Raw genomic sequence first — 21836 nt, 5'->3', positions numbered from 1 at the left:
CCTTTTCATCAAAGGCCGGCGCGCTGCGCGCCGAACCTGATTCCAATGTCTGACCTCGATGACCGCGACCGGAAACTCTTGACGCTGTTGGCCGACGACGCCACGCCCAGCTATGCGGAGCTGGGCAAACAGCTCAACCTGTCGGCGCCCGCGGTGCACGAGCGGGTCAAGCGGCTCAAGCGCGACGGGCTGATCAAGGGCATCGCCGCCAAGCTCGACGGCGCAAAGATGGGCCGGCCGTTGCTGGCCTTCGTGCATGTCGACACGATCAACTGGACCATCACGCAGCAGGTGCTGGGCTTGGCCGAGCTGAACGAGGTCGAGGAGATCCACACCATCACCGGCAAGAGCGCCATGCTGCTGAAGGTGCGTGTGCGCGATACCCAGGCGCTGGAATTGCTGCTGGCGCGTATCCACCAGATTGAAGGCATCTCCAACACGACCAGCGATATCGCCCTGACCAGTTATCTGGAGCGCGGGCCGCTGCCTGAGGCGGCTTGAACGGCAGCCCCCGGTTCAGCGGGCGGGGGCGGCGCGCAGGCGCAGGCGAGTGATCTCCGACGGCGCCCACAACCGCTTGGGCGGTCCCCAATAGCCGGTGCCGCGGCTTGTGTAGACCCACATCTGTCCCAACCGGTGCAGCCCCGCCGTAAACGGTTGCTGGAACCGCACGAAGAAACCCCACGGAAAGAACTGCCCGCCATGCGTATGGCCGGAGAGCTGCAGCGTGTAGCCCGCGGGTTCCGCCGCGGCCGCGCTGCGCGGCTGGTGGGCCAGCAGGATGCGCGGAAAGGCGTCGGCCGGCGCGTTGGCCAGCGCCGCACGCGGATTGCTGCGCTGCTGCGGATCGAAGGCCCCGGCGCTGAAGTCCGTGACGCCCGCCACCACCACAGGCAGGCCCGACGGATGGATCACGGCATGTTCGTTCAAGAGGACGCGCAGGCCCAGGCGGCGGAATTCAGCAATCCAGGGGCCCGCGCCCGAATAGTATTCGTGGTTGCCGGTGACCAGATACACGCCGAACGGTGCGCGCAGATCGCCCAGCGGACGGGCTTGCGCCGCAAGCTGCTCGACGCTGCCGTCCACCACGTCGCCGGTGATGGCGATCATGTCGGGCAACTGTTCGTTGACCGCGTCGACAATGGCCTGCACATAGCGGCGCTTGATGGTCGGGCCGACGTGGATGTCGCTGATCTGCACGATGGTGAAGCCGTCCAGGTCTTGCGGCAGGCCGGCGATCGGCACGTCCACGTCGACCACGCGGGCGCGGCGCCGGGCGTTGTAGAAGCCCGCCAGCGTGCCGGCCAGCGATAGCCCGATGACCGTCCACGCGCTGGCGCGCCGCAGGTCGAGCCACGGCAGATCGGCGCCAGCCGCCAGATTGCCCAGCCACAGAAGCAGCATGAGCGCGTCGCGCAGCACGGTCAGCACGAATAGCGACGAGAACAGTCCCATGGCCAGCAGGCCGACCCAGGCGATGCGGTCGCCCCAAGGCGGATTGACGGAAGAGCGCGCCAGCATGCCCATCGGGATCAGCACGCACGAAAGCATCAGGAAAAGGATGGCGGCGGCAGTGCCTTCGCCAGCAAGCAGCAGGTCGGGGATCAGACGGGCGCCGACGTACACATGGGCGAGGGCGCCCAGAGTCAGGAAGCGGAGGAAGAAGGAAGATTGGCGCAGGGACACGGCGGCGGGCGGGCGCGCCGCAACGGACGCGCAGGGAATCAGGGAACCGCCATTCTATGCTCCGGCGGCGCCGCGATTGATAAAGGTGGCGTTGCGCGTGTGCCGCGCACGGCACCTGGGCGCCTGGCGCGGCGGCCTCAGGCAGACTGCTCGCCTTCCCGGCAGATCAGGCTGGCGTCCATTTCGTCAAGGCGATTGATGCCCAGCATGGCCATGTTGCGGTCGACCTCGGCGCGCAGCAGTCCGATGGCATGCGCCACGCCTTGCTGGCCACCTACGGCTGCGGCGTAGTTGAAGGGGCGGCCCACGAACACGCAACGCGCGCCCAGGGCCAGCGCCTTGAGCACATCGCCGCCGCGCCGCACGCCGCTGTCCATCATCACGGTCATCGTGCCGGCCTGGGCGACCACGCCAGGCAAGGCACGCAGCGGCGAGATGGCGCCATCAAGCTGGCGCGCCCCGTGATTGGACACGATGATGCCGTCCGCGCCATGCTGCCGCGCCAGCGCCGCGTCGCGCGGGTGCAGGATGCCCTTGATGACGAGTGTGCCCGGCCATTGCCGGCGGATGCGCGCCACGTGTTCCCAACTGAGATGGTCGCGTGCCGTGAAGTCGCGCAGCACCGAGGCGGAGACGATGGGCGCGCCGCGCGTGGCGAAGGAATTCTCGAAGTGCGGCATGCCATGCGCCAGCAGCGTGCGCACGAACGTGCCGGCCAGCCAGCGCGGGCGCGCCAGCCCGTCCAGGGCCAGGCGCAAGCTGGGCCTGAGCGGCGTCGAGAAACCCGTGCGCACGTTGTTCTCGCGGTTCGCGGACACGGGAATGTCCACGGTCAGCACCAGGGTTTCGAAGCCCGCGCGCCGCGCGCGTTCGATCAGCGCGTCGATCTTGGCGGGGTCGCCGGGCAGGTAGGCCTGGAACCAGGTGCCAGGCGCTTCGGCGATGACGGCTTCAAGTGGAATCAGCGAGGTGCCGCTCAGGATCGCGGGCACGTTCTGCTCGCGCGCCGCGCGCGCCAGCACGATATCGCCCCGGTAAGCCGACAGCGCGCTGATGCCCATGGGTGCGATGCCGAAGGGCGACGCGTAGGTGCGGCCAAACAGATCGGTCTGTTGCGTGCGGCGGGAGACATCCACCAGGACGCGCGGCGTGAACGCGTACTGCGCGAAGGCTTCGCGGTTGCCTTTGAGCGATTGGTTGTCTTCGGCTGCGCCGGCGATGTAGCCGAAGATCGGGCGCGGCAGCCGGCGGCGAGCCGCGGCTTCGAAATCGTCCAGGGATAGCATGCGCCCGAGCGCGCGGGGCAGCTTGCGGGCGAGGGCGCCAGAGGCGGCGTCAGGGGTCGCGGCGGGCAGGGCGGTGGTAGTCATGGCGGGCCGGTAAAAGCCCGTAATCTAGCAACGGCCGTCGAACGCAGAAAGCGAATAAAACTGAAGTTACCTGTTCGCTTCTGACGAACAGGTTTTGTGCTTTATGCCTGCGTGGGCAGCGCCAGCAGCTCGCCCATGCGCACCGGGCCCGTCACCGAGGGCGTGTCGGCCCAGCGGATCTTGTCGGGGCCGAACAGGACGATGGCCGTGGAACCCAGCTTGAAGCGGCCCATCTCGGCGCCCTTTTCAAGAAAGATGGGCGCGCGGGCAGCCGCGTCGTAGCGCACGGACTTGACCCGGCGCTTGAACGGCGTGACCAGGCCTGCCCACACGGTTTCGATGGACGCCACGATCATCGCGCCCACCAGCACCACGGCCATGGGACCGTGCTCGGTGTCGAAGATGCAGACGACGCGCTCATTGCGCGCGAACAGGCGCGGCACGTTGCGGGCGGTCAGCGGGTTGACGGAGAACAGGCGCCCCGGCACGTGGATCATTTCGCGCAGCGTGCCGGCGACGGGCATGTGGACGCGATGGTAGTCCTTGGGCGACAGGTAGATGGTGGCGAACTGGCCGCCCTGGAACGGCGCGGCGCGCTCGGTGTCGCCACCCAGGAGGTCCGCGAGTCCGTAGCTGTGGCCCTTGGCCTGAAAGATGCGGCCTTGTTCGATCGCGCCCATCTGGCTGATGGCGCCGTCGGCCGGACACACCACCGAGCCAGGTTCTTCGTCCAGCGGGCGCGCGCCGTCTTTCAGCGCACGCGTGAAGAAGTCATTGAAGCAGTCGTAGGCCAACGGGTCTTCTTGCAGCGCCTCGCTCATGTTCACGCCGTACTTGCGGACGAAACGCGAGATCATCCAGTTCTTCACCGCGGGTTCGCGGCAGTCCGATGCGTATCCGAAGAAGCGCGACACCAGGTGGTGCGGCGCGAGATACTGGCTGGCAAGAAAAAGTTGGTCTTTGATAGGCATCTATGGCGCTAAAAAAACGCGTCCCGCATACAGCGGGACGTGGTTGATGGTTGCCGTGCGGGCCAGGTTGACGCTGGAGTCCGGCAATTCGGCGCGATTGTAACGCGGTTGCGCGCGCACGGCGCGCAAAAACGCGCTCAGGCCGCCTTGGCCGCCAGCTTGGTCTTGTAGAGCCAGTCCTTGTAGTCGTCCAGGTCGCCGTCGAACGGGTTGACCTTGCCGTCCGCAACGATGATGAACTGGTCGGTCGTGGCGCGCAGCAGATGGCGATCATGCGACACCAGCACCAGCGTGCCTTCGAACTGCGCCAGCGCATCCGTCAGCGCCTCGCGCGTTTCCAGGTCAAGGTGGTTGGTGGGTTCGTCCAGCAGCAGCAGGTTGGGGCGTTGCCACACGATTAGCGCCAGCGCCAGCCGTGCCTTTTCGCCGCCAGAGAAAGGCGCGATCGAGCTGGTGGCCATCGCGCCATTGAAATTGAAGCTGCCCAGGAAGTTGCGCAGTTCCTGTTCGCGTACGGTCGGCGCAATCTTAGTCATGTGCCACAACGGAGATTCGTCGTGCCGCAGCATCTCGACCTGATGCTGCGCGAAGTAGCCGATGGACAATCCCTTGTTGAACTGCGTGTCGCCGGCCAGCGATTCGATCTCGCCCGCGATGGTCTTGATGAAGGTCGACTTGCCTGCGCCGTTGATGCCCAACAGGCCGATGCGCTGGCCCGCCTGCAGCGAGAAGTTGATACCCGACACGATGATCTTGTCGGACACGGCTTCGGTGGCCTCGTCCTCGATGCGATAGCCCGCGCTGACCTTGTCCATCGTCAGCAGCGGATTGGGCGCGCGCAGTGGCTCGCGGAATTCGAACGAGAACTCGGCTGCGGCGCGCAGGGGCGCCACTTCTTCCATGCGGGCCAGGGCCTTGATGCGGCTCTGCGCCTGGCGTGCCTTGCTGGCTTGCGCCTTGAAGCGGTCAATGAACGATTGCAGGTGCGCGCGCTGGCGCATCTGCTTTTCCATCATGCCCTGCGCCAGTTCAAGCTGCGCGGCGCGCTGGCGTTCAAACGACGAATAGTGGCCCGAGTAGCGCTTGAGCTTGCGTTCGTCGATGTGGACGATCACGTTCACCACGCCGTCCAGGAAGTCCCGATCGTGCGAGATGACGATGAGCGTGCCCGGATAGCGCTTGAGCCAGTCTTCCAGCCAGATGATCGCGTCCAGATCCAGGTGGTTGGTGGGCTCGTCCAGCAGCAGCAGGTCGGACGGGCACATCAGCGCCTGCGCCAGGTTCAGTCGCATGCGCCAGCCGCCCGAGAAGCTGGTGAGCGGCAGGTGCATCTGCGCCTGCGTGAAGCCCAGGCCGGTCAGCAACTGCTCGGCGCGCGAATGGACGGTGTAGGCATCGGCGTCGGCCAGCGCGGCGTAGATCTCGCCCATGCGCAGGCCGTTTTCGGCGCTTTCAGGCTCGGCTTCCAGCGCGGCCAGTTCCGCTTCCAGCTTGCGCAGCGTGGTGTCGCCGTCGATCGCGTACTCGATGGCGGGGCGGTCCAGCGCAGGGGTTTCCTGCGCGACGTGGGCCACGCGCCAGGACGCCGGGTAGTCCAGGTCTCCCTGATCGGCGTGCAGCGTGCCGCGCAAGAGGCCGAACAGACTCGACTTGCCCGCGCCATTGGCGCCGATGAGGCCGATCTTGTCGCCGGGGTTCAGAAGCAGGTCGACCTTGTCGAGCAACGGCTTGACGCCGCGCATGAGTGAAACTTGTTGGAAGCGGATCATGAATGTAGGACTGGATGGCGCGATGCGCGCGCGGCAAGACGCCCTCTGGGGGCTGTATGCAGGAAAGCAGGAACCGCGGCGGGATGGCACGCGCATCATGCGCGCCGGCGCGAACGTGTTCGGATGAAAGCGGACTCAATCCGAACGAAGGGGGGGATTGTACCTGGGCGGGAAGCTCCGGCCGGGAAGGTCCGGCCGGGAAGGTCTGGGCGGGCAGCCTCGGTTGGCGCGATGCGGCCGGACAGTTCCGGCCGCATCCCCCTACGGCGTCTGAATCGCCCCCGCCAGCGCCAGCACGCGCTCGGCCTCGCTGGCATGCAGGTTCTCGACCAAGGTCCCGTCAACCACCGCGACGCCTTTACCTTCGGCCTGCGCGGCCCGCCACGCGTCCAGCCGTTTGCGCGCCGTATCGAGCTCTTCTGCCGTCGGCGCAAAGGCGGCATTCGCAGCGGCGATCTGGCGCGGATGGATCAGCGTCTTGCCATCGAAGCCCTGGTCGCGTCCTTGCCGGCAGGCGTCCTTCAAGCCAGCATCGTCGTTCAGATCCAGATGGACGCCATCCAGAACCGCAAGGCCGTGCGCCCGTGCCGCCATCACGGCAAGCGAGCGCGCCAGCAGCGTCTCGTCGCGCGACGGCGTGTGGCGCGCATGCAGATCCTTCACCAGATCAGACGTGCCGACGACGATGGCGGCCAGCCGTGCATGGCCGCCGGCGATGGCATCGAGCCGCAGAAAGCCCAGCGGTGTTTCGGCCATGGCCCACAACGGCAGATCCATGGGCGCGCCCGCCGCGTCCAGGGCCTGCGCCAGCGCGGCCAGCTGGGCGGGGGATTCGACCTTGGGCAGCAGCTCGGCATCGGCGCCGGCTTGCGCAACGGCGCGCACGTCGTCCATCCCCCACGGCGTATCCAGCGCGTTGACGCGCACGATGCACTCGCGCCGTCCGTAGCCGCCTTCGCGCAGCGCCGCGGCGACCTGGGCACGGGCCTGCGCCTTGGCGTCGGGCGCCACCGCGTCTTCCAGGTCGAGGATCAGCGCGTCCGCATCGAGCGTGCGTGCCTTGTCCAATGCGCGCGCGTTGGCGCCGGGCATGTAGAGAACGGAGCGGCGGGGGCGGATAGGGGCGTTCATGCGGGCGGTCTCAGAGTTTGGGCAGGCTGCCGACGATGGTGACGGGCGTGGTGCAGACGTAGCCCACGCCATAGACGGTGCGGATGCCCAGGTCGCCACCGGCCAGCTCGCGCAGCTTGCGCCGCAGCCGATGCATGTGGGCGTCCAGCCGATGCGTGTCGTAGGCCTCGGCGCTTGCGCCCAGGGCTTCAACGAGGCGGGCGCGCGTCAGCGGCAGTGGCGCCGCCTGGATCAGCGCGCCGATCAGGCGGCTTTCGGTATCGGTGATGTCGACGCTGATCTGGCTGGGCGAGGTCAGCGTGCGGCGCGCGGGGTCGAAGCGCCAGGCGTCCGATTGCGCATCCTCTGTGTCGGCGGCCGGCACGACGCGCAGGCGCCGCGACAGCGACACCAGCGTGGCGCCGAGTTCGGCCAGGTTGACGGGCTTGGTCAGGTAGTGGTCGGCGCCCAGACTCAGGCCCGATACCTTGTCTTCGCTCAGGAGCCGTCCGGTGAGCATGATGATGCCCATTGACGGATAGGAGGTGCGCAGATGCGACACGCGCGCCAGCCCATCGCCGTCCGGCAGCATGGCGTCCAGCACGAGGATCGCGGGCGTTACGGTGAGCAACAGCTCGTCAAGCTCGGCCAGCGAGCCTGCGGTGAGGATGGTCTTGTCCAGGCCCAGGTCCTGGATGTACTCGGCGATGGAATCGCGCCAATCCCCGTGGTCGTCGACGACGATGATCGTCACGGTGTGGCGCGCTTGGGCGCTCCGGGGGCGAACAGGTGTGTTCTGGTCATGCTGTGAATTCTTGAATGGCCGCGATCGCGCGGAAAAATCAGGGGACGACGGTATACGTCTTTGGCCTGCGTGCGCGCAGAATATCATTCCCGCCGATGCGGCGGCGCGGCATGGATCAAGGATGCAATCCAGGCGTCAGGGAAAAATCAGTTGGTCAAAAATTGCGCAGCCCGGTGCGCATCGCCCGAAAGGCCATCAGCCGGGCGTTTGGGTTTTTCTTATCCACAAATTCTGTGGATAAGAAGAACCGGGGTGGATACCGTCCCGTCTACGAAGGGAGTAATTCGACCGGCACACCCTCGGGCACTTTGCGCATCCGATCGCGTTCAATCCGGGCCGGCGCAAAGCGCGTTTTGCGCGCAGCAGCATTTTGCAGCAGCACCGACAGCACCGAGCCCTTGTCCTGGATCCAGCGCGTCTTGCCGCGCAAGAGCTTGACGGCATTGTCCGCGGTGCCCAGCCGGTACGACATGGCATTGATCTCGATCGAGGACTTGCCGTTGAACCGCGACTCGTCGATCTCGGTGATGGCGGCCGCGTCCAGGTTGTTGCTCTCGTGGTCGATGCGGTAGACGTACTTGAGCCCGTGAAACGGGTCTTCCACGACGATGAGTTTTTCCGACCCGGACACGTCGGACATCATGCCGATCACGCGGGACTCGACCATCTGGTTGCCGCGTTGTTCTTCGGTGTAAATGAAAATGCTGTGCCGCATGGGGGCGGACTGGGCCGGTGCGGCCCCTACAAGGCGAGAACGATCCATACCTGAACGAAAAGAAGCGGGAGGGGGCGCAAGGCCCCCGAAAACGCGCATGATACCAATTGTTTCAGGTGCGTGCTGTAACAGCTGGCGCGGGGGCTACCCCGCGCCGGACACCCGCGAGCGATTAACCGCGCGCGGCGAGCTTTTCGCGGCGCTGGCGCACGGCCAGGGCCAGGGCGGCCAGGACGGGCTCGGTCTGCGTCCAGCCCAGGCAAGCGTCGGTGATGGAGACGCCATGACGCAGCGGCTCACCGGGCTTGAGGTCCTGGCGGCCTTCTTCAAGATGGCTTTCGATCATGACGCCAGTGATGCGGGAGTCGCCTTGGGCAAGTTGGGCGGCAATGTCGTTGGCCACGTCGATCTGGCGCACGTGCGACTTGTTGGAGTTGGCGTGCGAGCAGTCGATCATGACCTGTTCGCGCTGGCCGGCCTTGCGCAGGGCGTCGCAACAGGCTTGCACGCTGGCGGCGTCGTAGTTCGGGCCTTGCTTGCCGCCGCGCAGGATCACGTGGGTGTCCTGGTTGCCGCGGGTTTCGAAGATGGCGGCCATGCCCATTTTGGTCATGCCCATGAACGCGTGCTTGGCGCTCGCGGCGACCATCGCGTCGGCCGCGATCTGCACGCCGCCGTCGGTGCCGTTCTTGAAGCCCAGCGGGCAGCTCAGGCCCGAGCTCAGCTGACGGTGGCTGGGGCTTTCCGTGGTGCGTGCGCCGATGGCGCCCCACGCGATCAGGTCGGCGATGTACTGCGGGCTGAGCAGGTCCAGGAATTCCGTGGCGATGGGCAGACCCAGGCCGCTGATGTCCAGCAGCAGTTCGCGGGCGCGGCGCAGGCCTTCGTTGATGCGGAAGCTGCCGTCCAGGCGCGGGTCATTGATGTAGCCCTTCCAGCCGACGGTGGTGCGGGGCTTCTCGAAGTACACGCGCATGATGATCAGCAGGTCTTTCTTGTGCTCGTCGGCGGCGGCGCGCAGCTTGTGCGCGTATTCCATGGCTTGCGCGTGGTCGTGGATGGAGCAGGGGCCTACCACCAGGACCAGCCGGTCGTCGCGGCCGTGCAGCACGTCGGCGATCTGCGCGCGGCTTTGCTCGACGAGCGTCTGGATGTCGGCCGACACCGGCAGTTCATCCTGCAGCAGCGCGGGGGAGATCAGCGGGCGCACGGCGCTGATGCGGGTGTCGTCGGTGCGCGTGTTGTCCTGGGTGGCGTCGGCGGCGCCGACCTCGCGGTCGTGCAGGGGGTCGTCAATGCGGGTCAAGAGAAGCTCCGTGCCGGTAGATGCGGGAAAGTCCGCCATTATCGCACCCGCGGACGGTGGAGGCGGATGGGTGGCTGCGGCAAGTCTGTGCGGCGGGGACAGGCCCCAATGAACGGAGCCGGACGGCGGAGGCGCCGCTGGCTACGCCTATCGGTGACGAACTGAATTAACCCGTTATCGATAAAGACATGTTTCGCGTGGATGCCTTAGCATTGATTCACGCTCTCAGTTGGCCGGGTGCAACCGGCTTGCGGCAGGCGCAGGCGGGGGCCGCGTGCGGCTTCTTACCGTGTATACAGGTCCAGGACGGTCAGCAATGCCAAAACCCGATGCCGGAGCGTCCCGACGGATTCTTCTCGTGGAAGATCACCCAGTCGAACGCGCCTACCTGCAGAACATGCTGCTGGCATTGGGCTATCGCCGCGTGGCGGGCTTGGCAAGCAGCATCGAGGCGGTTGGCGCGATCACGCGTCAATATCATGATGTGCTGATCAGCGACATCGTGATGGGCGAAGGCGACGGCACGCGGCTGCCCAACGACCTGCGCAGGCTGGTGGACGCGGGGCGCCTGAAAAGCATGCCGCCGATCATCTGGATCAGCAGCCTGAGCGACGAACTGCTGCAGTCGCATGTCCGCCTGGCCCTGCAAGCCGGTTGCCCGTCGGCGCAGGCGCTGTCCAAGCCCGTGTCGCGCGTGGCGATGCAACAGGCCATCAAGAATGCGCTGCACAGCATCGACGACGAATCAGCGTCGCCAGACAAACCCAAGTCGGTGCGTCGCGAAGTCATGGAAGCCGCGCTGAGCCAGGCGCTGCTTTCCGGCACCGGCATGAGCGTGGTGCTGCAACCCCAGATCAGCCTGTCGACGGGCCGCGTGGTCGCGGCCGAGGCGCTGTCGCGCTGGATCGATCCGAAGCTGGGCGCCATTTCCGCTGCGGACTTCGTACCGGCGGCGCACCGGCTTGGCATGGACCGCATGCTGTTCAGCCGCGTCACCGACCGCGTGCTGAGCGTGTTGCGCCAGATGCAGGACGAGGACATTGCCGTGCCGATTGCGATCAACGCCTCGGCATCCACGCTGTGCTCGCGCGACTTGCCCGGCCTGTTGGAGCAGAAGGTCGGGCAGGCGGGATTGCCTGCTCGGCTGATCAAGGTGGAGCTTACCGAGGATGAGCCGGTCAACGACTGGCTCGCGCTGTCGTCGACGCTGAACCTTCTACGTGTGCGCGGCTTTGAGCTGGCGATGGACGATTTCGGCGCCGGAATTGCGTCCATGCGGCTCTTTTCGGCCATGCCGTTCAATGAATTGAAGATCGACCGCGACTTCATCGTGCATATGCACCGCGAGCCCGCCTCGCGCGCCGTCGTGGCGGCCGCGATTGAAATGGGGCGGGTGCTGGGCCGGCGCGTGGTCGCCGAAGGCGTCGAGCAGGAGCGCGATGTGCAGCTCCTGCGCGAACTGGGTTGCGATGTGGCGCAGGGCTACGGGATTTCCGTGCCCCTGGACCCCGAAGCGTTCATCGAGTTCTGCCGCACGCATTGAGGGTCACAGGTTGCACGTCACAGACCGAACACGGCAACGTCACCCGGATAGTCGACCGAAAATTTCAGCACGGTCTCGCGCGACTTGCCCGGCTCAAGTTCCCAGTCCCACACCAGCTTGCCGTCTTCCTCGCGCTTGATGTCGCGCTCGGACGGCGACAGCAGCTTGACCACGATCTTCTCGTTGCGCGAGATGGGCAGGCGGTCCGCGAAGGACACCTGTTCCTTGGTGGCCTTGTTGTTCTTGACGGTGATCTTGTACTCGTAGGTGACGCGCTTGCCGCTGCCCGAGAAACCGGTGCTTTCGGTATAGCGGTTCACCAGTTGGCGCTTGATGGAAATCCCATCGTCGGCGCCGAGGGCCAGCTCCAGTTTTTCGCCGGGCATCACGGCCTTCATGGCGCCTGAGGCCACGAACGCGTCGTCCAGGAAGGTATTGAGCGGACCGGCCAGGAAGGGGAAGTCGGTGTTGTTGCTGGCCTGCGCCGTCAGGTAGACGGTCTCGCGCAGCCCCGGCGTGGATTGGTATTGCAAGGTTGCAGGCAGCTTGGCCGCTGCGATGGCGACGCGTTGCGTGGTGTTGTCCGACAGCAGCGTGGCCGGATTCTTGATCTGGAACGACGCGCTGGTCGCGGCGTTCTGGACCTGGGCCGTCGAGACTTCGATGGCTTCGGCCTCGGGCTCGGGCAGCACGGCGCTGTCTTCCATCGCACTGGCGCGCGGCGCACGCTTGGCGTGCATCTCGGCCTGCACGGCGGCGGGGGCGGGCGCGGCAACGGGCCGGGGCGGCGGGGGCGGTGCGGCCACGTCGATGATCCACGGACGCAGCGTTGGCGCCCCGCCGCCCAGGGACGGCCGGGCGGTGGACAGCGTCAACGTCACGTTCTTCCAGTCTTCGCCGGTGTTCTGGCGGATGACGCCGAAGTAGCCCAGATCCACATTGCGGTCGGCGGGGCGCAGGCGCGCGTCGTAGGCCGGCGTCCAGCGTGCGCCCGCCACCGCATACGACAGCGCCAGATCCAGCTTGCCCGCGCGCGCCATGTTGACCCGCAAGGTGACGGTCTTCGTGCGACGGCCCGATTCGCCGCGCACCAGGCCAAGCTGGGTTTGCAGCGCCGTCATCTCGCGCTCCAGCTCGGTCTTTTGTTCTGCCACGCGCCGCAGGCCCGCCAGCGTCGTGGCCAGCGACTCGGCGCTGAGGGTCTGGATCGCCTTCAGTTCGTCCAGCGTGAGCCGCGCGCCGTCCTTGGCCGGTTCCGTGGCGCCGCGCTGCATCATCAGGATGAGTTCACGCTGGTTGTCCAGCACCGCGGCTTCGTCGTCCAGCGCGGCCTGGCGGCTGACCAGCTTGTCGATCTGCGCCTCGATCTGGCGCACGCGTTCGTTGGCGGTGGCGGCCTGATAGACGTCGCTGACCTTGACGTCAAGCAGCGTGGCCTGGCCGGTGCTCTTGGCGGACACCTGCAGCGAGTTTTCCTGGAGCGACGCGGGCAGGTTTTCCAGCACCAGCTCGTGTTCGCCCGCGGCTAGCTCGCTGCTGGCGGCGCGGGTGACGACGGCGCGATCCTGGTAGACAGTGACGGCGCCGATGGAGGAGGGCAGCGCGGCGGCGGCAGCCAGTCCGGGGATCGACGCAAAAGCCAGGGCCAGAAGGGTACGTCTCACGGGAGCACCTTTATAAAGTTGAACGCGGCTGACAGCGGGTCTCCCACGGGGACGCATCGCCGGCAAGCGCGAGAGTCTATCGCCGGCATCGCGCGGACGGTTTACAGGAAATGACAAACGCGACAGGGGGAAACGGCGGGTTCGTGAAAACTCAATCGCGTTCCGGATGCGCCAGCCGCCGCAACATGCCGACCGCGTTTTCCGCAGCCACCGATCGGTCGTGCCGCCGGTACGCCATGTCCAGCAGGGCGTGCGGGGCATCGCCCTTGATGGGCCGGTACTCGATGCCTTGCGCGCCCATGTGCCGCATGGCGGCGGGCACGATCGAAATGCCGACGCCCGCCGCCACCAGACTCACGATCGACGCCATCTGCGGGGCCTCCTGGATGACGCGCGGCGCAAAGCCGGCGCGCTGGCAGGCGGACTGGATGGCGTCGTACAGGCCCGCGCCGATGGGCCGCGGATACAGCACAAAATCCTCGTCAGCCAGTTCGGCGATGGGAACGGCACGTTTGCGGCTGAGCGGATGGCCAGGCGGCAGAGCAATCAGCATCGGCTCGTCCAGCACGCGCTCGGATTCGAATTCGGCGTCCAGCACATAAGGGGGACGCACGAAGGCGACATCCACCTCGCCGGCGCGCAGCCCGCGCAGCAGCGAGATGGTATTGCTTTCGGTCAGGGTGATGCGCACGTCGGGATAGCGGTCGCGGTAAGCGCGGATGGCACGGGGCAGGTAGGGGTGGAATACGGCCGATGCGGTAAAGCCCACCGTGATGGCCCCGCGTTCGCCGCGGCCCAGCCGTCTGGCCATGTCGATGGCGCGGTCGGCGCTGGCCAGGATGGCGCGCGCATCGTCCAGGAACTGGGCGCCGGCCTCGGTCAGCGCGATGCCCCGGGGCAGGCGAAGGAACAACGGCGTGCCGATCTCGCGTTCCAGTTGCTGGATCTGCTGGCTGAGCGGAGGCTGGCCGATGCCCAGGCGGGCCGCCGCGCGCGTGAAGTGCAGTTCCTCGGCAACGGCGGTGAAGTAACGCAGGTGGCGCAATTCCATCGTTTTTAAATATGAACGGTTCAGGTTTCATATATTGGACATATGCAGGGGAAAAGTCTACTTTGTCTGCACGGGCTCAAGCCCGGTGTTTTTCGAGAATCCTGATGTCTACCCCTTCTGCAAGTCCCGCAACCGAACGTGGCGCCACGGCGCCCGAATATCTGGCGCGCGGTACGCCGGGACTGCGCCGTGCCCAGTGGGCGCTCTTTGCCGCCGGTTTTTCCACCTTTTCCCTCCTGTACTGCGTGCAGCCGCTGATGCCGCTGTTCACCCATGCGTTCAACGTATCGCCGGCGCAGAGCAGCCTGGTGCTGTCGCTGTGCACGGGGTTCCTGGCCATCGCGATCTTCTTTGTGGGCCTGTTTTCCGCCGCCTTGCCGCGCAAGCGGGTTATGGCGTGGTCCCTGTTTGCCTCCGCCGTCCTCGGAACCGTCGCGGCCGTCGCGCCGGACTGGCAGAGTCTCCTGGCGCTGCGCGCGCTACAAGGCGTGGCGATGGGCGGGGTGCCCGCCGTAGCCATGGCCTACCTGGCCGAAGAGGTGGAGCCCGGCACACTGGGCTTCGCGATGGGCTTGTACATCAGCGGCAGCGCATTCGGCGGGCTGTCGGGACGGGTCATCACCGGCCTGGTGTCCGACCATTTCGGCTGGCGCGCGGCGATGGGCACGCTGGGATTGCTGGGCCTCATCGCGGCCCTGCTGTTCGTGTGGCTGCTGCCGGCCTCGCGCCGGTTCACGCCACGCCGGGGCCAGGGATGGGCGGGCGTGTGGGCGGATGTGCGGGAAGGCGCCGGCGCGCACCTGAAGAATGGTCCGCTGTGCGCGCTGTTCGCCATGGGCGGGCTGCTGATGGGCGCGTTCGTCGCGGTCTACAACTATGTCGGCTTTCGCCTGCTGCTGCCGCCGTTCTCGCTCAGCCAGACCTTCATCGGGTTCATCTTTGTCGTCTACCTGGTGGGCATCTTCGCCTCGACCTGGTTCGGCCGCCTGGCTGACCGGCACGGGCGCGGCGCGATGCTGGCCGCTGCGTCCGGCCTTGCCCTGGGGGGCCTGCTGTTGACCCTTTCCAACGCGTTGCCCGTGCTGATCGCAGGCATCGTCGTCTTCACCTTCGGCTTTTTTGCGGCCCACGCCGTCGCGAGCGGCTGGGTCGGGCAGATGGCGCGTGGCTACAAGGCGCTGGCCGCCTCGTTCTACCTGCTGGTCTATTACGTGGGATCGAGCGTGCTTGGGGCACTTGGCGGCCAATTCTGGACCGTCGGCGGCTGGCATGGCGTGGCCGCCATGGCGGGCGGGTTGCTGGCCGCCGCGCTCGTGATCAGCGCGGGTCTCGCCTGGCGCACGGGACGGCGGCATCCCGCGGCGGGCGCCGCTGGCCCCGCCTGACCGCACCCTTTTTTTCAGGGAAGGGTAGCGTCGCGTTACGCAGGGTTGCGCCACGGGCGCTTCTATCGCGATACATTCTGTATTGCGATAGGGGGAACCATGCTGACCAAGCAAGACCGCGTGTCCCTGCCATGGACCGACACGCTAGCTCGTCTGGAAGACGAACGCATCATGCTGGAGCGCATAGCTGCCGGCGTACCGATCCGGCAGGTACTGGAACATGTGCTGAACGCCGTCGAGGCGCAGTCGAGTGTGACGCTGCGCGCGTCCATCGCGGTGGTGGACGACGCGGGAACCGAATTGCGGCATTGCGCCGCACCCGGCCTGCCGGACGCGTTCAATGCCGCCGTGGACCGCGTAGCCATCGGGCCGATGACCGCCTCGTGGGGAGCGGCAGCGCATTCGGGCAATCCGGTCTACACGGACGATATTGCCAACGATCCGCGTTGGGCGCCGTGGCGCGACCTTGCCTTGGAGAATGGCTTGCGCGCGTGTTGGTCCACGCCGATCAAGGCGCCAGACGGACGGCTGTTGGGCGTCTTCTCCAATTACTACGAAGAAAGCCGGCTACCGACCGCGCAGGATATCGACGCGATCGCGCTGGTCACGCGCAGCGCGGCGCTGGCGATCGAAAGGCATTTGCTGGACGTGGCCTTGCGACGCAGCGGCGAGCGCTGGCGGGCGATGTTCGACGGCATGCAGGAAGCGTTTTTTCTTGCCGAAGCGCTGCGCAGCGAGGACGGCCGCATCGCCGACTTCCGCTTTCTGGAGGTGAACCCCGCCTTTGAACGCCAGAGCGGCATGCGCGAGGGCGACACGCTGGGCCACACGCTGCGCGAGATGATTCCCGGCGTTCCCAGCCAGATCCTGGATACGTTCGCGCAGGTGGTGGAGTCGGGCGAGCCCGCCCAATTTGAATTTGCCGTGCCCGCGCCCAAGGATGCGTGGTACGAGGCGCGGGCGCGCAAGGAAGGCCCCGATCGCATCATGGCGTTGTTTCTTGACGTCACCGCGCGCAAGGCCGCCGAGACCGAGCTGTGGGAAGGCCAGCATCGCAAGAATTTCCTGCTGGCGCTGGGCGACCGCATGCGAGAACTGCATCTGCAGCCGGCCATCGAGGAGACCGCCTGCGCGGGATTAGGTCAGCACCTGTCGCTGGGCCTGGTGGCGGTTCTGGACTGGGCCGGCGACGGCGCGGCGCCGGTGGTGTCGACCTGCTGGCGGTCCGAGAACGATCTGGCGAGCCACGACGCACTGGCGACAGAACAACTGGGCGAAGATTTTTTCGACGCCGTCCGCAAGGGGCGCACGACCTATCTGCAGCCGCTGGTGGCGCAAGAGGGCGGCGACATCCGCCCGTCGGCCATCGTCGTGCCGATGCGCCGCTGGGCGCGGCAAGGCGGTGCGCTGCTGGTCCGCCCCTTGTCGAGCAGCCGGCTCAAGCCGGCGGATCTGGCGTTCATCGAGGAAGTCGCCGAACGGATGTGCGACGCGGTCGAGCGTTCGCAATACGCACGCATGCTGGAGCAGCGGGTGGAGCACGCCATTGCCGAGCGGGATCGCATCTGGCGAATGTCCCCCGAGCTGCTGGCCGTCATTGACAGCAGGGGCCGGTTTGCCAGCGTGAATCCGGCCGTGCAACCCATTCTGGGCTGGAGTCCCGACCAGTTTCTGTCGATGGGGCTGGCCGAGCTGATCCACCCGGACGACCTGGATGCGACGCGCACCGCCTGGTCGCCGCACGCGCAGGCGGACGGCACGCAACCCGCCCGGCACCTGGAAAACCGGGTCCTGCGCCGCGAGGGCGGCTACAGCTGGATCACCTGGAGCATGTCGTGGTCGCAAGACAGCCTGTACGTCGCGGGACGTGATGATTCCGATCTGAAAGCGCAGGCCGAGGCGCTGGCCGACACCGAGAACGCATTGCGCCAAGCGCAGAAGATGGAGGCGGTGGGACGCCTGACCGGCGGCATCGCGCACGATTTCAACAACATGCTCCAGGGCATCACCGGTGCGCTGTATCTCATTCAGCGCAAGCTGTCTGCCGGCGTGCCCGAACAGGCGCAGCGGTTCATCACGGTGGCCATGGATTCGGCGAACCGTGCAGCGCACCTGACGCAGCGCCTGCTCACCTTCTCGCGGCGCCAGCCGATCGACCCCAAGCCGTTCAGCGTGGAGGGCACGCTGCATTCCATGATGGACCTGTTCCATCGGTATACCGGCGAGCGCGTGAATCTGGTCTTCGATCTGGACCCGGACCTGTGGCCGATCAACTGCGACAAGAACCAGTTTGAGAACGCGATGCTCAACCTGGTGATCAACGCCTGCGATTCCATGCCCAATGGCGGCGTGTTGACCATTGCGGCGGCAAACACGCAGCTGGACGAAGCGTCGCTGCGCCAGAGCCCCGGCGTCACGCCGGGCCCGTTTGTCGAGGTCACGGTGTCAGACGTGGGCTGCGGGATGTCGCCCGATGTGCTGGCCCACGCCTTCGACCCGTTCTTCACCACCAAGCCGCTGGGCGAAGGCACGGGGCTCGGGCTGTCCATGACCTACGGCTTTGCCAAACAGGCCGGCGGCAGCGCCGTGTTGGAAAGCGCCGAAGGCGTCGGGACGTCGGTGCGGCTGTACCTGCCGCGCCATCAAGGCGTGCCGGAACAGGCCGCCGATGCGCCGCGGGCGACCGGCACGCAAGCGGCGTCGGCCGGTCAGGCCTTCGTCATCGTCGTGGAAGACGACACGAACGTGCGCGAAATGGTGCGCGAGTCGCTGGTGGACATGGGCCTGCATGTGCTGACGGCCGGCGACGGGGAGGCAGGTCTGGAATTGGTGACGTCCACGCGTAACCTGAGCCTGCTGGTGACGGACGTTGGCCTGCCCAACCTGAACGGCCGGCAGTTGGCGGACGCCGCGCGCGTCGCTCACCCCGGCCTGCGTGTGCTGCTCATGACGGGCTACGCCGAAAGCGCGGCCAGCGCGGGTGGTTTCCTGGAGGACGGCATGGAACTCATTGTCAAGCCGTTCTCGCTGGATGCGCTGGGCGAACGGGTGCAGCGGATGCTGGAGGAGAGCGCGGGGCCGCAGCGGGCGGGGTAGAGGTCAAATAGGCGGTCAAGTGTTTCAACGGCAGGTAAAAAATGCCCCCCATGGCGGACTACCGCAGGGGGAGTAGATAAAGCGGGGGTCAGGCACGGGGCTTGCGACTAGGTTGAAGCATTTCAACCAAGGAAGGAGCTACGCTATGAAATACCGTGCCATGACTTGCGCGTTTGCCATGATTGCCGGCCTTGCCGCTGGCGGTGCCTATGCCCAATCCACGGGCCGCAGCTCGCCCCCGACCTCGCCGTCCACGACGCCGAATGACGGGGCTGCCGTGCCGCCCAACACCCAGGTGCCTCCGGGCCAGATTCCGCCCGCCCCGAACGCGGCGCCCCAGACCGGCACCACGCCGCCGAACCTGGATAAGAGCGGTCACATGAAGTCCGACAAACATGGGTCGGAAATGCCCAATCGCAAGCGCGAAGCCAATGACAATGTGCCGAATACCCCGGCCGGCGGCGCCGCGCCTCCTCCGGGATATCCGAACACGGGCGGCAGCAAGTAAGCAGCCCCACACAAAAAGGCTTCCGGAAGGAAGCCTTTTTTTCGTGCGGCGGGAATCAAGTCGGGGTCAAAGGCCGTCCCCGCGCAAGCAATCGCGGCACCGGTTCATGCCGGTGCCGCGATTCAATGCTGGCGGCGCAATTCTGCCGGCGGCACGCGCAACTGGCCGCGGTATTTGGATACGGTGCGGCGGGCGAGAAGGATGCCGTTGGACGCCAGTTGCTGCGTCAACGCCACGTCGGAAAGCGGCATGGACGGATCTTCGGCGTCCACCATTTCCTTGATCAGCGCGCGGACGGCTGCGGCTGAACACGAGCCGCCCGATTCCGTTGCGAGTTCGCGCGAGAAGAAGTGGCGGAATTCAAAGACGCCGCGCGGCGTGGTCATGTACTTGCTGACCGTGGCGCGCGACACCGTGGACTCGTGCATGTTCAGATCATCGGCGACTTCGCGCAGCATCAGCGGACGCAGGGCGACTTCGCCGTACTCAAAGAACATCTGCTGGCGCTTCACGATCGCTTCGGCCACGCGCTGGATGGTGGTGTAGCGCTGCTCGACATTGCGCACCAGCCAGCGCGCCTCCTGCAGCTCTTGCGCCATTGGGCTGCGGTCGTCCAGCCGGGCGCGCCGGAAGAGGTCCGCATAGGCGCTATGCAGACGCGCGCGGGGCATGGCGCTGCGATTGGGCAGCACGCGCCAGCGTCCCTGCCATTTGTCGACAAACACATCGGGCACGACGTACACCGGCGCGTCGCCGCTGTAGCGGCCGCCGGGCTTGGGATCCAGGCGCCGGATCAGCGCGCACGCGTCGCGCAGGGCATCGTCCGAACATGCCAACGCGCGGCGCAGGCCGGCGTAATCGTTCTTGCCCAGACGTTCCAGATGATCCTGCACAATGCGCTGGGCCAGCGCCCGCGTGGCGTCGTCTTCGTCGGGCAGCGCCGCCAGTTGCAGCGTCAGGCATTCGCGCAGATCGCGCGCAGCGATTCCGGGCGCATCCAGCTGCTGCACCAGACGCAGGGCCGCCATCCATTCGCTTTCGTCGGGAATCGGATTGATGTCTTCGTCGGCGGCCGTACAAAGATTTTCCAGCGGCGTGCGCAGGTAGCCGTCGTCGTCCAGCGCGTCGATGATGAATTCGGCCAGCAGGCGGTCGCGCGGCTGCACGTGGTAGTTGCCCAATTCGAAGGACAGGCGCTCACGCATCGACACGTTGGCACAGGCCCATTGGCCCAGATCGCTGTCGCCGCCGGACGGGGCGTGCGTGGGATAGTCGCCGGAATAGGCCGGCGCGTCGGGCGGGGGTTCATCCATGTCCGGGCTGTCGGATGCCGCGACGGGTTCTGGCGCGGATTGTCCGTCGGCCTGCTCCGTCATCTCACCGCGGACGCCGGGCGCAGCCGGGGCCGCCTCGGGCTCCGATTCGTCCGGATCTTCGAGAAAAGGGTTCGTCGCAAGCGCGTGTTGCACGGCCGTAGTGAACTCCAACGCCGACATCTGAAGCAGCTTGACGGATTGTTGCAGACGCGGCGCCAGCGTCATTTGCTGGCGCAGGCGAAGTTCTTGCATCGGGTGGCCCAATCGAGTCTCCTGAAGGGGCAGCCGCCGGAAGGCGGCTCGTTCCATTCATAGACGCAAAAAACGTGCCAACCGCATGTGAGAGGGGTCGCCGCGGCGGGAACGCGGCATGCTGGGACAGTATTACAAAGGGGATGGTAATAACTGCTCAGGCGGCCGCTTCGGGCTCGTCCTTTTCATAGACATCCAGACGGTTGTACAGCGTCTTCAGACTGACGCCGAGGGTCTCGGCGGCCAGACGCTTGTCGCCGGCATGATGCGCCAGCGTGGCCAGGATGAACTCGCGCTGGGCCCGGCCAAGCGGCATACCTACGGGAAAGTTCAGCGAGCCTTCGCGCATCTGAGCCTGGTTCGGGCCGCGCTTGCGCGTGAGCAGCTCGGCGTCCAGCTCCGTGTCGGCCATGATGTAGGCGCGCTGGATCACGTTGCGCAGTTCACGCACGTTGCCCGGCCAGTCGTGCGCCTTGATCGCTTCCAGCATGTGCGGCGAAAACGTCTTCTGCGTGCCATGCTGCGCATTCAACGTGTCCAGGAATTGCTTGGCAAGAAGCAGGGCGTCGTCGCCGCGCTCGCGCAGCGGCGGCACGCGCAGCGGAATCACGAGCAGACGGTGCAGGAAATCCTGACGCAACCGGCCGTCCGCGACGGAGGCGGCGGGGTCGCGGTTGCTGGCGCAGATGACGCGCACATTGGCGCGCAACACGTCGGTGCCGCCCACGCGTTGATACGTGCCGACTTCGAGCACGCGCAGGAAGTGCACCTGCATGTCCGGCGGCATTTCGGTGACTTCGTCCAGAAACAATGTGCCGCCGCTTGCAAACTCGAAATAGCCGGCATTCTGGGACACGGCGCCGGTGAAGCTGCCTTTTTCGTGACCAAAAAGTTCGGCATGCGCCAACGATCCGCTGATCGCGCCGCAGTTGACCGCCACGAACGGCTGGTCGCGGCGATCGCTCGCATCGTGGATGGCCCGCGCTACGATTTCCTTTCCAGCGCCACTTTCACCGATAATGAACACGCTTGCATCGGTGGCCGCCGCAAGGGCGATCTGGTTTCCCAGTTTTCGCATCTGCGGCGACATGCCGCTGGTGTCGGCGAACACGGAAGTGGGCGAAGGCGCGGTGGTGCGCGTAGCGGTATTTCGACTAGCCATGCTTGATCCTCAGTCCCGGAAGCGGGCCTGCAATAAGTGCATCGTAGAGTGCAGCCTACTCTCTGATTGCGACGAGTTGCAAGCATTGGAAAACGTTGGTGGAATCCGAAAAATATTTGCGCTGACC

18 protein-coding genes are annotated in these 21836 nt (G+C 66.3%); 6 read left to right on the top strand and 12 right to left on the bottom strand.

Annotated elements, in window-relative coordinates:
* Positions 1–45 precede the first annotated feature (45 nt).
* Complete coding sequence (locus HV681_RS02825; protein WP_056561122.1) at positions 46–501, top strand: Lrp/AsnC family transcriptional regulator; 456 nt, start codon at positions 46–48, stop codon at positions 499–501.
* A gap of 15 nt (positions 502–516) precedes the next feature.
* Here the strand turns inward: HV681_RS02825 and HV681_RS02820 are convergent, their stop codons facing one another.
* The 4 genes from HV681_RS02820 to HV681_RS02805 form a co-directional block, all read right to left on the bottom strand.
* Positions 517–1686, bottom strand: a complete 1170-nt coding sequence (locus HV681_RS02820) for a metallophosphoesterase (RefSeq protein WP_175121610.1) — start codon at positions 1684–1686, stop codon at positions 517–519.
* 137 nt (positions 1687–1823) lie between these two features.
* Positions 1824–3056, bottom strand: a complete 1233-nt coding sequence (locus HV681_RS02815; RefSeq protein WP_175121609.1) for an alpha-hydroxy acid oxidase — start codon at positions 3054–3056, stop codon at positions 1824–1826.
* A 101-nt stretch (positions 3057–3157) separates the two neighbouring features.
* Positions 3158–4027 (bottom strand): archaetidylserine decarboxylase, encoded by an 870-nt coding sequence (gene asd / locus HV681_RS02810; protein WP_175121608.1) that lies wholly within the window; start codon positions 4025–4027, stop codon positions 3158–3160.
* A 137-nt stretch (positions 4028–4164) separates the two neighbouring features.
* The gene (locus tag HV681_RS02805) at positions 4165–5796 is read right to left on the bottom strand and encodes an ATP-binding cassette domain-containing protein (protein WP_175121607.1); all 1632 of its coding nucleotides are present in this window, start codon (positions 5794–5796) and stop codon (positions 4165–4167) included.
* On the opposite strand from HV681_RS02805, the gene HV681_RS28010 reads away from it, so the two are divergent.
* Positions 5795–5923 (top strand): hypothetical protein, encoded by a 129-nt coding sequence (locus HV681_RS28010; RefSeq protein WP_279974003.1) that lies wholly within the window; start codon positions 5795–5797, stop codon positions 5921–5923. The genes HV681_RS02805 and HV681_RS28010 overlap by 2 nt on opposite strands.
* Before the next feature lie 134 nt (positions 5924–6057).
* Here the strand turns inward: HV681_RS28010 and HV681_RS02800 are convergent, their stop codons facing one another.
* From HV681_RS02800 to HV681_RS02785, 4 genes are all read right to left on the bottom strand, one after another.
* The gene (locus HV681_RS02800; protein WP_175121606.1) at positions 6058–6927 is read right to left on the bottom strand and encodes an HpcH/HpaI aldolase/citrate lyase family protein; all 870 of its coding nucleotides are present in this window, start codon (positions 6925–6927) and stop codon (positions 6058–6060) included.
* A 10-nt stretch (positions 6928–6937) separates the two neighbouring features.
* The gene (locus tag HV681_RS02795) at positions 6938–7660 is read right to left on the bottom strand and encodes a response regulator transcription factor (protein WP_175121605.1); all 723 of its coding nucleotides are present in this window, start codon (positions 7658–7660) and stop codon (positions 6938–6940) included.
* A 319-nt stretch (positions 7661–7979) separates the two neighbouring features.
* Positions 7980–8474, bottom strand: a complete 495-nt coding sequence (locus HV681_RS02790; RefSeq protein ID WP_175121604.1) for a hypothetical protein — start codon at positions 8472–8474, stop codon at positions 7980–7982.
* 124 nt (positions 8475–8598) lie between these two features.
* Positions 8599–9732, bottom strand: a complete 1134-nt coding sequence (locus HV681_RS02785; RefSeq protein WP_254594870.1) for a 3-deoxy-7-phosphoheptulonate synthase — start codon at positions 9730–9732, stop codon at positions 8599–8601.
* A gap of 358 nt (positions 9733–10090) precedes the next feature.
* Here HV681_RS02785 and HV681_RS02780 point away from each other — a divergent pair, with 358 nt between their 5' ends.
* Positions 10091–11275, top strand: coding sequence for an EAL domain-containing response regulator (locus HV681_RS02780; protein ID WP_496349914.1), 1185 nt, complete (start codon positions 10091–10093; stop codon positions 11273–11275).
* 17 nt (positions 11276–11292) lie between these two features.
* On the opposite strand, the gene HV681_RS02775 is transcribed toward HV681_RS02780, so the two are convergent.
* Both HV681_RS02775 and HV681_RS02770 read right to left on the bottom strand, forming a co-directional pair.
* Positions 11293–12918: a mucoidy inhibitor MuiA family protein gene (locus HV681_RS02775; RefSeq protein ID WP_175121996.1), complete on the bottom strand. Its 1626-nt coding sequence runs from the start codon at positions 12916–12918 to the stop codon at positions 11293–11295.
* A 172-nt stretch (positions 12919–13090) separates the two neighbouring features.
* A complete protein-coding gene (locus HV681_RS02770; RefSeq protein WP_175121602.1) occupies positions 13091–13990 on the bottom strand; it encodes a LysR family transcriptional regulator in 900 nt (299 codons plus the stop codon).
* A gap of 104 nt (positions 13991–14094) precedes the next feature.
* Between HV681_RS02770 and HV681_RS02765 the strand changes: the two genes are divergently transcribed.
* The 3 genes from HV681_RS02765 (at position 14095) to HV681_RS02755 (ending at position 18979) form a co-directional block, all read left to right on the top strand.
* The gene (locus HV681_RS02765) at positions 14095–15375 is read left to right on the top strand and encodes an MFS transporter (RefSeq protein ID WP_175121601.1); all 1281 of its coding nucleotides are present in this window, start codon (positions 14095–14097) and stop codon (positions 15373–15375) included.
* Between the two features lie 99 nt (positions 15376–15474).
* Positions 15475–18471: a GAF domain-containing protein gene (locus HV681_RS02760; RefSeq protein WP_175121600.1), complete on the top strand. Its 2997-nt coding sequence runs from the start codon at positions 15475–15477 to the stop codon at positions 18469–18471.
* Between the two features lie 145 nt (positions 18472–18616).
* On the top strand, positions 18617–18979 hold the full coding sequence (locus tag HV681_RS02755; protein ID WP_175121599.1) for a hypothetical protein: 363 nt from the start codon (positions 18617–18619) through the stop codon (positions 18977–18979).
* 122 nt (positions 18980–19101) lie between these two features.
* Here the strand turns inward: HV681_RS02755 and HV681_RS02750 are convergent, their stop codons facing one another.
* Positions 19102–20547, bottom strand: coding sequence for an RNA polymerase factor sigma-54 (locus HV681_RS02750; protein ID WP_175121598.1), 1446 nt, complete (start codon positions 20545–20547; stop codon positions 19102–19104).
* A 157-nt stretch (positions 20548–20704) separates the two neighbouring features.
* On the bottom strand, positions 20705–21709 hold the full coding sequence (locus HV681_RS02745) for a sigma-54 interaction domain-containing protein (protein WP_255595686.1): 1005 nt from the start codon (positions 21707–21709) through the stop codon (positions 20705–20707).
* Positions 21710–21836: the final 127 nt, after the last annotated feature.

It is taken from the genome of Achromobacter animicus (assembly GCF_902859585.1).
Classification (GTDB): Bacteria; Pseudomonadota; Gammaproteobacteria; order Burkholderiales; family Burkholderiaceae_B; genus Achromobacter; species Achromobacter animicus.
This window is presented reverse-complemented; position numbering and strand designations above follow the sequence as displayed.

Excerpts from the sequence above, each read along its gene's own strand:
- HV681_RS02770 (WP_175121602.1), bottom strand. The coding sequence starts at position 13,990 with ATGGAATTGCGCCACCTGCGTTACTTCACCGCCGTTGCCGAGGAACTG.
- HV681_RS02815 (WP_175121609.1), bottom strand. The coding sequence starts at position 3,056 with ATGACTACCACCGCCCTGCCCGCCGCGACCCCTGACGCCGCCTCTGGC.
- HV681_RS02790 (WP_175121604.1), bottom strand. The coding sequence starts at position 8,474 with ATGGATCGTTCTCGCCTTGTAGGGGCCGCACCGGCCCAGTCCGCCCCC.
- HV681_RS02745 (WP_255595686.1), bottom strand. The coding sequence starts at position 21,709 with ATGGCTAGTCGAAATACCGCTACGCGCACCACCGCGCCTTCGCCCACT.
- HV681_RS02800 (WP_175121606.1), bottom strand. The coding sequence starts at position 6,927 with ATGAACGCCCCTATCCGCCCCCGCCGCTCCGTTCTCTACATGCCCGGC.
- HV681_RS02805 (WP_175121607.1), bottom strand. The coding sequence starts at position 5,796 with ATGATCCGCTTCCAACAAGTTTCACTCATGCGCGGCGTCAAGCCGTTG.
- HV681_RS02825 (WP_056561122.1), top strand. The coding sequence starts at position 46 with ATGTCTGACCTCGATGACCGCGACCGGAAACTCTTGACGCTGTTGGCC.
- asd (WP_175121608.1), bottom strand. The coding sequence starts at position 4,027 with ATGCCTATCAAAGACCAACTTTTTCTTGCCAGCCAGTATCTCGCGCCG.
- HV681_RS02755 (WP_175121599.1), top strand. The coding sequence starts at position 18,617 with ATGAAATACCGTGCCATGACTTGCGCGTTTGCCATGATTGCCGGCCTT.
- HV681_RS02760 (WP_175121600.1), top strand. The coding sequence starts at position 15,475 with ATGCTGACCAAGCAAGACCGCGTGTCCCTGCCATGGACCGACACGCTA.
- HV681_RS02750 (WP_175121598.1), bottom strand. The coding sequence starts at position 20,547 with ATGCAAGAACTTCGCCTGCGCCAGCAAATGACGCTGGCGCCGCGTCTG.
- HV681_RS28010 (WP_279974003.1), top strand. The coding sequence starts at position 5,795 with ATGAATGTAGGACTGGATGGCGCGATGCGCGCGCGGCAAGACGCCCTC.
- HV681_RS02765 (WP_175121601.1), top strand. The coding sequence starts at position 14,095 with ATGTCTACCCCTTCTGCAAGTCCCGCAACCGAACGTGGCGCCACGGCG.